Origin of the sequence: Rhizobium sp. 42MFCr.1 (genome assembly GCF_000377185.1) — a bacterium.
Taxonomy (GTDB): domain Bacteria; phylum Pseudomonadota; class Alphaproteobacteria; order Rhizobiales; family Rhizobiaceae; genus Rhizobium; species Rhizobium altiplani.
The window spans coordinates 13,931-26,353 of the sequence record NZ_KB897821.1 but is presented as its reverse complement, the minus strand read 5'-3'; the positions used below and the strand labels follow the sequence as shown (position 1 = coordinate 26,353).

At 62.2% G+C, this 12,423-nt stretch carries 12 protein-coding genes; 8 read left to right on the top strand and 4 right to left on the bottom strand.

Translation table 11 applies throughout. The annotated features are described in order from the left end of the window. Positions 1–26 precede the first annotated feature (26 nt). The 8 genes from soxR to C934_RS0105595 all read left to right on the top strand — a co-directional run bounded on the left by soxR (position 27) and on the right by C934_RS0105595 (position 8,542). Positions 27–491 (top strand): redox-sensitive transcriptional activator SoxR, encoded by a 465-nt coding sequence (gene soxR / locus C934_RS0105635; protein ID WP_018855729.1) that lies wholly within the window; start codon positions 27–29, stop codon positions 489–491. Between the two features lie 71 nt (positions 492–562). Next, positions 563–1,333, top strand: coding sequence for an SDR family NAD(P)-dependent oxidoreductase (locus C934_RS0105630; protein ID WP_018855728.1), 771 nt, complete (start codon positions 563–565; stop codon positions 1,331–1,333). Between the two features lie 170 nt (positions 1,334–1,503). Then, positions 1,504–2,397 carry a LysR family transcriptional regulator gene (locus tag C934_RS0105620; RefSeq protein WP_018855726.1) on the top strand — a complete coding sequence of 298 codons (894 nt, stop codon included), beginning with the start codon at positions 1,504–1,506 and terminating at the stop codon, positions 2,395–2,397. Between the two features lie 169 nt (positions 2,398–2,566). Further along, complete coding sequence (locus C934_RS0105615) at positions 2,567–3,046, top strand: formate dehydrogenase subunit gamma (RefSeq protein WP_026371588.1); 480 nt, start codon at positions 2,567–2,569, stop codon at positions 3,044–3,046. Beyond that, positions 3,043–4,599, top strand: a complete 1,557-nt coding sequence (locus C934_RS0105610; RefSeq protein WP_018855724.1) for a formate dehydrogenase beta subunit — start codon at positions 3,043–3,045, stop codon at positions 4,597–4,599. Before C934_RS0105615 ends, C934_RS0105610 begins: the two co-directional genes overlap by 4 nt. Before the next feature lie 4 nt (positions 4,600–4,603). After that, positions 4,604–7,483: a formate dehydrogenase subunit alpha gene (gene fdhF / locus C934_RS0105605; protein ID WP_018855723.1), complete on the top strand. Its 2,880-nt coding sequence runs from the start codon at positions 4,604–4,606 to the stop codon at positions 7,481–7,483. A gap of 59 nt (positions 7,484–7,542) precedes the next feature. Continuing rightward, positions 7,543–8,310 (top strand): formate dehydrogenase accessory sulfurtransferase FdhD, encoded by a 768-nt coding sequence (gene fdhD, locus C934_RS0105600; protein ID WP_409564048.1) that lies wholly within the window; start codon positions 7,543–7,545, stop codon positions 8,308–8,310. Next, on the top strand, positions 8,300–8,542 hold the full coding sequence (locus C934_RS0105595; protein WP_018855721.1) for a formate dehydrogenase subunit delta: 243 nt from the start codon (positions 8,300–8,302) through the stop codon (positions 8,540–8,542). Before fdhD ends, C934_RS0105595 begins: the two co-directional genes overlap by 11 nt. Positions 8,543–8,681: 139 nt before the next feature. Here C934_RS0105595 and C934_RS0105590 read toward each other — a convergent pair whose 3' ends face one another. The 4 genes from C934_RS0105590 to rocF form a co-directional block, all read right to left on the bottom strand. Next, on the bottom strand, positions 8,682–9,158 hold the full coding sequence (locus tag C934_RS0105590) for a chemotaxis protein CheW (protein ID WP_007796914.1): 477 nt from the start codon (positions 9,156–9,158) through the stop codon (positions 8,682–8,684). A gap of 174 nt (positions 9,159–9,332) precedes the next feature. Beyond that, complete coding sequence (locus C934_RS0105585) at positions 9,333–10,091, bottom strand: glycerophosphodiester phosphodiesterase (protein WP_037089347.1); 759 nt, start codon at positions 10,089–10,091, stop codon at positions 9,333–9,335. A gap of 99 nt (positions 10,092–10,190) precedes the next feature. Further along, on the bottom strand, positions 10,191–11,390 hold the full coding sequence (rocD, locus tag C934_RS0105580) for an ornithine--oxo-acid transaminase (protein WP_018855719.1): 1,200 nt from the start codon (positions 11,388–11,390) through the stop codon (positions 10,191–10,193). A 12-nt stretch (positions 11,391–11,402) separates the two neighbouring features. Then, complete coding sequence (gene rocF, locus C934_RS0105575) at positions 11,403–12,338, bottom strand: arginase (protein ID WP_026371586.1); 936 nt, start codon at positions 12,336–12,338, stop codon at positions 11,403–11,405. Positions 12,339–12,423 lie beyond the last annotated feature (85 nt).

Below are 12,423 nucleotides of genomic sequence, written 5' to 3'. Positions count from 1 at the left end.
CCTCAAGTTAACTTGAGGCTGAGACTGTGGAAGAAGGCTCCAGCAATCCATTCAGGAAGCTGCTGTCCATCGGCGAAGTTGCCGAGCGCAGCGGCCTTGCCGTCTCTGCACTACACTTCTACGAAGCAAAGGGCCTCATCTCGAGTATCCGCTCTCGTGGCAATCAACGCCGGTTCGGTCGCGACGTGCTCCGCCGTCTCGGCATCATCAAGGTGGCGCAGCGCGTGGGCATTCCGTTGGCGGAGATCCAGGCCGCTTTCGATACGCTGCCGCAGGGCCGCACGCCGACTGCTACGGATTGGCAGCGCCTGTCGGCCCTCTGGAAGGACGATCTCGATGCCCGCATCCATCGCCTCGTTGCTTTGCGCGACAGGTTGACGGATTGCATTGGCTGTGGTTGCCTCTCGGTTGAAAGCTGCCCGCTGCGCAATCCCTATGATCGGCTAGCCAGAGATGGGCCGGGTCCGCGCCTGCTGGAAACCGACGACTAGGCAGCGCTCCCCGCGCGGCATCAGAACAATGCAAGAGCTGCAAACAGCTCGCTCACGCTGTGGAGGACTGGATGTTTCACCCCAAGCTGTTCGAAAACCGCAACGTGGTTGTCACCGGTGGCGGTCGCGGCATCGGCCTGGAGGTGGCGCGGCAGTTTCTCAACTGCGGAGCGAGGGTATTGGTGCACCTCGGGCGCAGCGCCGCGCGCGATTTGCCGGATTTCCTGCTGACGGCGGAGGAAGACCGGCGAGCTTTTCTCGTTACCGCCGATTTTTCGACACAGGGCGGCACCAGCGCGTTTGCCGAAAAAGCCCTCGCAACGTTCGACCGGATCCACGTGCTGGTCAACAACGCCGGCACCATGGTCGGTCGCTTTCCGGCCGGTGCGCTGACCGACGAACAATACGAAGTGATCGTACGGCTGAACCAGACGTCGGTTGTGGAAGTGACGCGTGGGCTCCTGCCGGCGCTCCGCGCATCGCAGGAAGCGTCGATCGTCAACACGGTCTCGATTTCCGCGCTGACGGGCGGAAGTCCCGGTTCGGCGATCTATTCGGCGTCGAAAGCCTTCGTCGCGACCTATTCGAAGGCGCTGGCAAGGGAACTCGCACCCGACAACATTCGCGTCAACTGCGTGTCGCCGGGAACGATCGAGACCGACTTTCACCAACGGTACTCGTCGCCGGAAAAGCTGGAACAGGCTCGCAAGACCATTCCCTTGCAGCGATTGGGGACCTCGGAAGATTGCGCCCCCGCCTATCTTTTCCTTTCGGCGCCTTCTCTATCCGGCTACATCACCGGGCAGGTGCTGGAGATCAATGGTGGCCAGCTCATCTGCTGACGAGGGGCCCTTCTGGAGGTGTTCTCCCAGCGTCGCTCATTCGGACACGACCTTGCTGCTGCATTTTTCGTTCGCGACGGTTTCGAGAACGTAAGGCAGTTAACCGACCTTGCGGAGCGCTTTCCCGAGCGTGAAAATGACGCTGTGCTGCAATTCGGTGCGGAGGCCGGATGATCGACAAGTTGGAATTCTTTATCGCGCTCGCCAACGAGAAGCACTTCGGCCGGGCCGCGGAAGAGTGCGGCATTTCGCAGCCGACGTTATCTGCCGCCATTCGTCAGCTCGAGGATCAGCTTGGCGTCATGCTGGTGCAGCGCGGCTCGCGTTTCCAGGGGTTAACGCCCGAGGGACAGCGGGTGCTCGAATGGGCGCGGCGCATCGTCGGCGATGCCCGCACGATGCGCCAGGAGATGCGGGCGGCGCGTACGGGCCTTTCGGGACATATAAAGATTGCGGCAATCCCGACGGCGTTGGCCATGCTGCCGCGCATTACGACGCCGTTTCAGGAGCGCCATCCGGATGTGACCTTTTCGATTGTGTCGCGCAATTCGCTGCAAGTGCTGAGCATGCTGGAGAATCTCGAGATCGATGCCGGCATCACCTATCTGGAAAACGAGCCGCTCGGGCGGGTAACCAGCGTGCCGCTCTATGCCGAGCACTACAATCTCATTACCGCCGCCGGCAGCCCTCTTTCGGAGCGCGACAGCGTCACCTGGAAGGAAGTGGGCGATCTTCGGCTTTGTCTATTGACTGCGGACATGCAAAACCGCCGTATCATCAACCAGCATCTGGCCGAAGTGGGCGTCACGGCGCATCCGACGCTCGAATCGAATTCGATGATCGTGCTCTTCTCGCACGTCCGAACCGGGCGATGGGCCAGCATCATGCCCCGCAATGTCGCGAAATCCTTCGGCTTTCCGGCCGAAATACGGATGATCCCGATCACCGAGCCGCGGGCACATCATCTTGTTGGTCTGGTTGCGACGCATCGTGAACCGTTCACGCCATTGGTTTCCGCCTTGCTGCATGAGGCTCGGATTCTCGCTGAAGACCCCGATTCTTGATAGGAATCTTCTATCGATTGACGGAACAGCATTATTGATCGCTTCGTCCATCCCTGAGAAAGTTCTATAATGAACGGACGCGAGCGGTTCTGTCGGCCATAGGGTTCTGAGGAAAGCCCGCCTGCCCAGGCCCGCGACGCGCAATGTGCAGGCCGTGGGAGGGCTGCTGATGAATATCCATGTCGCCAAAGGCGATATCGCAACGCGCACCATCGCGATCATCGATCAACTCAAGCATCTCGAAGGTCCGCTTCTGCCGATCCTGCACGAGATCCAGGATGAGTTCGGCCATGTGCCGCAAGAAGCGCTGCCCGTCATCGCGAAGGAGCTCAATCTCTCGCGTGCAGAGGTGCACGGCGTTGTTACCTTTTACCACGATTATCGCGACCATCCCGCTGGCCGGCATGTGCTGAGGCTCTGTCGTGCCGAGGCCTGCCAATCGATGGGAGGCGATGCGCTTGCCGAACGCGTCAAGGCGCTGCTGGGCATCGACTGGCACGGTACGACGCCGGATGGAGCGATTACCCTCGAGCCCGTCTTCTGTCTGGGGCTCTGTTCCTGCTCCCCGTCCGCGATGATGGATGGCGAGGTTCATGGCCGGGTGGATGCCGCCGATCTCGAGGCGCTGATTTCGGAGGCACGCCGATGACCGTCCGGATCTATGTTCCCTGCGACGCCGCGGCCATGGCATTGGGCGCCGAGCATGTGGCCAAGGCGATCTCCGAGCAGATTGTGGCGCGCGGCCTCGACGCCAAGATCGTGCGCAATGGCTCGCGCGGCATGCATTGGCTGGAGCCGCTGGTCGAGGTTGAGGTCTCGGGCAAGCGCATCGGCTATGGGCCTGTGAAGGCAAAGGACGTCGTTTCGCTGTTTGATGCCGGATTGATTACCGGCGCCGATCATACCCTCTGTCTTGGCGAGGTCGAGGAACTTCCGTTCCTCAAGCGTCAGACGCGCCTGACCTTCGCCCGCTGCGGCATCACCGATCCGCTTTCCCTTGATGACTATGAGGCTCACGGCGGCCTCGCCGGCTTGCGTCGCGCGGTTTCGATGTCGCCCGCCGATGTCGTCAAGGAAGTCACCGATTCCGGCCTGCGTGGCCGCGGTGGCGCAGGTTTCCCGACGGGCATCAAGTGGAAGACGGTGCTCGACGCTCCCGGTGATCGCAAATACATCGTCTGCAATGCCGATGAGGGCGACAGCGGCACCTTTGCCGACCGAATGATCATGGAAGGCGATCCCTTCGTGCTGATAGAAGGCATGGCGATCGCGGGCCTTGCAACGGGCGCGAAGAAGGGCTTCATCTATACCCGCTCGGAATATCCGCATGCGATCGCGGCGATGAGCCGGGCGATCGATATTGCCCGCAGCGCCGGCATTCTCGGCACGTCGGTTCTGGGCTCTGGCAAGGCTTTCGACATGGAAGTCCGCACCGGCGCGGGCGCGTATGTCTGCGGCGAGGAGACGGCGCTTCTCAACAGCCTCGAAGGCAAGCGTGGTATCGTCCGTGCCAAGCCACCTCTGCCGGCCCACAAGGGCCTCTTCGACTGTCCGACCGTCATCAACAATGTCATTTCGCTCGCTTCCGTGCCCGTGATCATGGACAAGGGGGCGGCCTATTACCGCGACTTCGGCCTCGGCCGGTCGCGCGGAACCATTCCGATCCAGATCGCCGGCAATGTGAAGCATGGCGGTCTGTTCGAGACGGCTTTCGGCATTTCGCTTGGCGACCTGGTCGATGACATTGCCGGCGGAACGGCATCCGGGCGGCCGGTGAAGGCGGTTCAGGTCGGCGGTCCCCTCGGCGCCTATTTCCCGCGCTCCCTGTTCGACACGCCATTCGACTACGAGGCTTTCGCTGCCAAGGACGGACTGATCGGCCATGCCGGTATCGTCGTCTTCGACGAGAGTGCTGACATGCTGAAGCAGGCCCGGTTCGCAATGGAATTCTGCGCCGTCGAAAGCTGCGGCAAGTGCACGCCCTGCCGCATCGGCTCGACGCGCGGCGTCGAAACGGCGGACAAGATCGCCCGCGGCATCGAGCCGGAGAAGAACCGCGAGCTGCTTGCCGATCTCTGCAACACCATGAAATTCGGGTCGCTCTGCGCGCTCGGGGGCTTCACGCCCTATCCGGTCATGAGCGCCATGACGCATTTCCCCGAAGATTTCGTTCCCACACCTCTTATCGAAGCGGCGGAGTAAGACCATGCCTCTCGTCCACGAAATAGACTACGGCACGCCGGCCTCGACCTCCGAAACCATGGTGACGCTCACCATTGATGGTAACCAGGTGACGGTGCCGGAGGGAACATCCGTCATGCGCGCGTCGATGGACGCGGGCATCGAGATCCCGAAGCTCTGCGCCACCGACATGATGGATGCCTTCGGCTCCTGTCGGCTCTGCCTGGTCGAGATTGAGGGGCGGGCGGGTCTCGCTGCGTCCTGCACGACGCCGGTTGCACCTGATATGGTTGTTTCGACGCAGACGAACCGGCTGAAGGATGTCCGCAAGGGCGTGATGGAGCTCTACATCTCCGACCATCCGCTCGACTGTCTGACCTGTGCGGCCAACGGCGATTGCGAGCTTCAGGACATGGCGGGCGCCGTCGGTCTCCGCGACGTGCGTTATGGCTATGATGGCGACAATCACGTCAAGGCACGCAACAACGGCGATCTCAATCTCAAATGGGCGCCGAAGGACGAGTCCAATCCTTACTTCACCTTCGATCCGGCCAAATGCATCGTCTGTTCGCGCTGCGTGCGCGCTTGCGAGGAAGTGCAGGGCACCTTCGCGCTGACCATTGAAGGCCGCGGCTTCGATTCACGTGTTTCAGCCGGAATGCATGAGGACTTCGTCTCGTCCGAATGTGTTTCCTGCGGCGCCTGCGTGCAGGCCTGCCCGACAGCGACGCTGATCGAAAAGTCGGTAATCGAGATCGGCCAGCCGGAGCATTCCGTTGTCACCACCTGCGCCTATTGCGGCGTCGGCTGTTCCTTCAAGGCGGAGATGCGCGGCGAAGAACTGGTGCGCATGGTGCCCTGGAAGGACGGACAGGCGAACCGCGGCCATTCCTGCGTCAAGGGCCGCTTCGCCTACGGCTATTCCAGCCACAAGGACCGCATCCTCAATCCGATGATCCGCGAGAAGATCACCGACCCCTGGCGCGAAGTGACTTGGGACGAGGCCTTCGCGCATGTCGCCTCGGAATTCCGCCGCATCCAGTATCAGTATGGCCGCGACTCGGTCGGCGGCATCACGTCGTCTCGCTGCACAAATGAGGAAACCTATCTGGTGCAGAAGCTAGTGCGCGCCGGCTTCCGCAACAACAACGTCGACACCTGCGCCCGCGTTTGCCATTCGCCGACCGGCTACGGTCTCGGCCAGGCCTTCGGCACGTCGGCCGGCACACAGGACTTCGACAGCGTCGAGAAGAGCGATGTCGTCGTCATCATCGGCGCCAACCCGACCGATGGACACCCGGTCTTTGCCTCGCGCCTGAAGAAGCGGCTGCGGCAGGGCGCCAAGCTCATCGTCATCGACCCGCGCCGCACCGACATCGTGCGTTCGCCACATGTCGAAGCCTCCTATCATCTGCCGCTGAAGCCCGGCACGAATGTCGCGATCCTGACATCGCTCGCGCATGTCATCGTGACCGAGGGGCTGTTTAACGAAGCCTTCATTCGCGAACGCTGCGACTGGTCAGAGTTCGAGGATTGGGCAAGCTTTGTCGCCGAGCCGCATCATAGCCCCGAAGCATCGGAGAGGTTCACCGGCGTTCCAGCCGATTTCGTGCGCGGCGCGGCGCGTCTCTACGCCACCGGCGGCAACGGCGCGATCTACTATGGCCTCGGCGTTACCGAGCATAGCCAGGGTTCGACCACTGTCATGGCGATCGCCAACCTCGCCATGGTCACCGGCAATATCGGTCGCCCCGGCGTTGGCGTGAACCCGCTGCGTGGCCAGAACAACGTGCAGGGCTCCTGCGACATGGGCTCCTTCCCGCATGAGCTGCCCGGCTATCGCCACATCTCAGACGACGCGACGCGCGACATCTTCGAGAAGTTGTGGGGCGTCAAGATCAGCAACGAGCCGGGTCTGCGCATTCCGAATATGCTGGATGCAGCGGTCGACGGATCGTTCAAGGGCCTCTACGTCCAGGGTGAAGACATCCTGCAGTCCGACCCCGATACCAAGCACGTCGCGGCCGGCCTCGCCGCCATGGAATGCGTCGTCGTGCACGACCTCTTCCTGAACGAGACGGCGAACTACGCGCATGTCTTCCTGCCGGGGTCCAGCTTCCTTGAGAAGGACGGTACCTTCACCAATGCCGAGCGCCGCATTAACCGTGTTCGCAAGGTCATGAGTCCCCGCAACGGCTATGCCGATTGGGAGGTGACGCAAAAGATGGCGCAGGCCATGGGCCTTCCCTGGAACTACACGCATCCTTCGGAGATCATGGACGAGATCGCCGCAACGACGCCAAGCTTCGCGCTGGTCTCCTACGACTATCTTGACAAGGTGGGCTCCGTGCAGTGGCCCTGCAATGAGGCACATCCACTGGGCTCGCCAATCATGCATGTCGACGGCTTCGTCCGCGGCAAGGGCAAGTTCATCCGCACGGAATATGTCGCGACCGATGAGCGGACGGGACCGCGCTTCCCGCTGCTGCTGACGACCGGGCGCATTCTCAGCCAGTACAATGTCGGCGCCCAGACGCGCCGCACCGAAAATGTCGTCTGGCATTCCGAAGACCGGTTGGAGGTCCATCCGCACGATGCCGAACAGCGCGGCATTCGCGATGGCGATTGGGTGAAGCTGATGAGCCGCTCGGGCGACACCACCTTGCGTGCGCTGATCACCGATCGCGTCGCGCCCGGCGTCGTCTACACGACCTTCCACCATCCGGACACGCAGGCGAATGTCATCACCACCGACTTCTCCGACTGGGCGACGAACTGCCCGGAATACAAGGTGACGGCGGTGCAGGTCTCGCCTTCCAACGGCCCGACCGATTGGCAGCGCGACTATGACGAGCAGGCACGCCAAAGCCGTCGCATCGTTGGCAAACTGGAGCCTGCCGAGTGATGAGCGACCGCCCGACCCGCCTTGCCGTGAAGCGCGCCGCCCGCAGCGGCGGCGTCGTCATGCCCGGCGAGCGGATCGTTCCGGAGGAGGTGCCGATCGCCTTTTCCTATGGTGGCAGCACGCATGCGGTGATGATGGGAACGCCCGGCAATCTCGAGGATTTCGCCATCGGCTTCAGCCTGACGGAAGGGATCATCTCCGACATCGGGCAGATCGCTGCAATTGAGATTGTCAATGGCAAGAAGGGCATTGACGTCCAGATCTCTCTCGTTGACGAGGTCGCCGCCGCGTTGACAGCCCGCCGACGCAGCATGGCCGGACCGGTCGGCTGCGGGCTCTGCGGCATCGAGTCGATCGAACAGGCCGTTCGCAAGGTTCCTGACGTCGCCGATGTGTCGCTTCAAGTCACTCATCGCGATATCGTTCAGGCCATCTCGCTGCTGAACGGTGCGCAGCCGCTGCATCGCGAGACGCGCGCCGTGCACGGCGCCGGCTTCTATGTGCCGGGCAAGGGACTGCTGGCGGTGCGCGAGGATGTGGGCCGGCACAATGCGCTCGACAAGCTGTGTGGCGCGATCACTAGGCAACGGCAATCCGGCGCGGAAGGCATTGTCGCCGTTACCAGCCGCCTGTCCGTCGAGATGGTGCAGAAGGCGGCAATCCTCGGCGCCTCCGTCCTCGTTGCCATTTCCGCACCGACTGCTCTTGCAATTCGTACCGCCGAGGAGGCCGGCATGACCCTCGTCGCCCTGGTGCGAGGCGAGGACTTCGAGATTTTCACGCATCCGCACCGCATTCATCCGGGAAGCATATCCGATGTCGCATGATACGCAGTCCAAGCTCGTCTATATGGCCAACCAGATCGCGACCTTCTTCAAGACCCAGCCGGAGAGCGAAGCCGCGCAGGGCGTGGCGACGCATATCAACAAGTTCTGGGAACCGCGCATGCGGCGGCAGTTGTTCGAGATCATGGAGCGGGAGGGCAATGGCCTCAGTCCGCTCGTTGTCCAGGCCGCCCCCTTGATCAAACAGCCTGAGCCGGCGGCCAGTGCCAACTAGGATCTCGAATGGTGGAGACGGCGCTGGGTATCGACGCCAGCGTCCGAGTCCGGCCAGTCTGCCGCCACAGTTTCCTGCCAGCACACTATCAACAAAAAGCCGCCCTCAAGGCGGCTTTTATCTGGACAAGGAGCCGGTATCAGGCGGCGAGATCGTCCGTCTCGCTTTCCTTGAACATCTTGGCGAGGTTCAAGAAGCAGATCATGCCGTTCTCCGAGGCGATGATACCCTCGCAGAAGGCGCGATCGAAGGAAGCGGTGACTTCAGGAACCGGCTGTACCTGGCTGGAGGAGATCGTGAGGATGTCCGAGACGCGGTCGACCAGCATGCCGATGACCATGTTGTGGACTTCGGCCACGACGATGGCGCTGCGCTCGTTGGCGACCGTGCTCTTCATGCCGAGCTTGAAGGCGAGGTCTATGATCGGGATCACCGAGCCGCGCAGGTTCATTACGCCGATGACATCGGCTGGCGCGTGCGGGATCGGTGTCGACGGGGCCCAGCCGCGGATTTCGCGGATCGTCGTGGTTTTTACGCAGAATTCCTGATCGTGAAGTCTGAAGGCAATGATCTCGAGCGTATCGCCGCTGAAATTCGTGGAATTGATTGTAGCCATAAGTATTGTCCCAACCGCCAAAAGCCAGGGCAGAAGCAACCGCGCCACCATTGGCGCGGATCGACTTGCCTTCAAACCGTGCGCGCTCGTCCCGTGGATGAGTATCGATACGGTTACTCCGGACCTTAATCGAAGAGTATTGCCCAAATCTAAATTGGGGCCGCTGATTTTTGGTCAGGTGGAAACGGTAGGCCGCGTCATCATTCGTGGATCGTCAAGCAGGATGGCGTCCGGTTTGATGGCAAGGATGCGCTCGAGGCCGTACTGGTCGACCTGGCCCACCGGAAAGGGTGGGTATTCCGGCAGTGCGATCGAACGAGGCTGCCCAACCATGACAGCGACGCGCATCCCCGCCTCACGAACGGCGTCAGACACAGCTGGAGTGGCCCACCCTTGCCACAACCTGAACCAGTCGGCTCCAGCTGCGCGCGCCGCATCAGCGCACGCAGGATCCTCGAGAAAGGCTAGGATCGCGACGTCTTTCGACAAACGGCGGGTGGTGTCGATCAGTGCAATACTGCGTAGTCCAATGAGCGCGCGTCGCATTGCATCGCACTGCGCAACGACGGAGATGATTTGCGCAATCTGCCCCTCGTGGCTCAGCTTGATGTCCAACAGAATACCCAAAGGGTCAGACGCGCCCAAGGCATCGCCAAGTGTCACTATGCTTGGTAGCAGGCTGCGCAATGTCGCCAGATCGAGGTCCGACACGGCTCGTGGGTCGCCGCAGAGCCGAGAGAGATCCGGATCGTGGACGCAAACAGGAACGCCATCCCGCGTTAACCGGACATCAGTCTCTATGGCATCAACTCCGGCAGCCGCCGCGGTCTTGAAGGCAGAGATGCTGTTTTCTGCAGCCAGTGCTGCGCCCCCGCGATGGGCGATCGCGAGCGGGCGACGGTCCGGTGAGCGCTTCCATAAGCCAATGGCCATACATTCCCCTATAGAGAGCTCGACCAACTCGATCGGGCTCACCATAGGTTTCAAACGGCCGCTACACCAGTCGTTGTTTCGCAGCGATCTAGATGAGCACTAGGCCAGCGTCTTTTCGATCTGCTCGACCGCCCAGTCGACCTGGCTCTTGGTGATCACCAGCGGCGGGGCGAGGCGGATCGTGTTCTCGTGCGTGTCCTTGGCGAGCAGGCCGCGGTCCTTGAGGGTGTAGCAATACTGGCGGGCGCCACCGGCTTCAGGCACGAGTTCGACCGCCATCATCAGTCCGCGGCCGCGCACGTCCTTGACGATGTTGGAGCGGATGGAGCGCAGCCCTTCCTGGAAATAGTCGCCCATCTTGGCGGCGTTCTCGATCATGCCTTCCTCGGTCAGGACCTTGAGTGCCGCGCGCGCCACGGCGCAGGCAAGCGGGTTGCCGCCGAAGGTCGAGCCGTGCTGCCCCGGCTTCAGGACACCCAGCACTTCGGAATTGGAAAGGACCGCCGAGACCGGATAGAAGCCGCCGGAGAGCGCCTTGCCGATCAGCGTCACGTCGGCCTCGATCCCCTCATGCTCTTCCGCCAAAAGCTTACCAGTACGGCCGAGGCCGGTCTGGATCTCGTCGAGGATCAAGGTCACCTTGTGTTGAGTGCAGAGTTCCCGCACGCGCTTGAAATAGCCGGTTGGCGGGATGATGACGCCTGCTTCGCCCTGAATCGGCTCGATCAGCGCCGCAACCGTGTTTTCGTTGATGGCGGCGGCAAACGCGTCGGCGTCGCCGAAGGGGATCGTGCGGAAGCCGGGCGTGTAGGGACCGAAGCCGGTGCGGGCGTCCGGGTCCGTGGAGAAACTGATGATGCTCAGGGTCCGGCCATGGAAATTGTCGGCGCAGACGATGATCTCGGCCTTGCCCTCAGGCACGCCCTTCACCTCGTAGCCCCATTTGCGCACGGCCTTGATGGCGGTTTCAACGGCTTCGGCGCCCGAGTTCATCGGCAGGATCTTGTGCGAGCCGGTCAGCGCCGCGAGTTCCTCGTAGAGATGGGCGAGCTGGTCATTGCGGAAGGCGCGGGAGGTCAGCGTCAGCTTGCCGGCCTGCTCGACCATCGCCGCCAGAATCTTGGGGTGGCAATGGCCCTGGTTCACCGCCGAATAGGCCGACAGGCAGTCGAGATACCGCTTGCCGTCGGTATCCCAGACATAGACGCCTTCGCCCCGGGTCAACACGACATCGAGCGGCTTGTAGTTGTGGGCGCCGAGGCGCTGTTCGGTGTCGATCAGGTTCTTCGAGTTGCTCATGGTCGGTTCTCCTCAGGCGGCGCGGGTCGGACGGTCGAAAATGCGGCGGCCGAAGAGGCTTGCCGTCAGTTCCACTAGGATCCGGGCGCTCTTGCCACGGTCGTCCAGGAAGGGGTTCAGCTCCACGAGGTCGAGCGAGGAGACGAGGCAGCTGTCGCAGAGCATCTCCATGATGAGATGCGCTTCACGGAACGTCGCGCCACCGGGCACCGTCGTGCCGACGCCGGGCGCGATTTCCGGATCGAGGAAGTCGACATCGAGGCTTACATGCAGCAGGCCGTTGGCATCGGACACGACGCCAAGGATCTGGCGGATCGCCGCGGCAACGCCCTGTTCGTCGAGCCAACGCATGTCGAAGACGTTGACGCCATGCTCCTTGATGAGCTCCCGTTCAGACGCATCGACCGACCGGATGCCGACCTGAAAGACATTTCGCGGATCAACGAAGGGGCGGTCCTTCGGCAGGATCTCGGCAAGTTCGGCCTGGCCGCAGAAATAGGCGACCGGCATGCCATGGATATTGCCGGAGGGCGAGGTCGCCGGGGTGTTGAAATCGGAATGGGCGTCGAGCCAGAGGACGAAGAGCGGCCGGCCCTGCTGGGCGGCGTAGCGCGCCATGCCTGATACCGTGCCCATCGACAGGCTGTGGTCGCCGCCAAGGATCAGCGGAAAGCGTCCGGCCGCGGCCGCGTCATAGACACCGGCTTCGAGCGCACGGGTAAATGCGCCGACGACACGCAGGTTGTGGGCCTTCGGATGGTTCGGCAGATCGCGCGCCGGAACGACATGAACATCCCCGGCATCGACCACATCATGGCCAAGATCGATCAGTGTCTGGTCGACGCCCGCGATGCGAAGGGCAGCTGGACCCATCGCGGCGCCCCTGCGCCCCGAACCCTCTTCCAGTGGTGCTCCAATGAGCGTGACCGATCTTGCTTGTGGCTGCATGCGTCCCTCTTTAGCTCGTGTTTTCCGAAAGCATATTGAGATATCGGCGCGGCGACAAATAGATGAAAAAGTGCCGATAATGCGC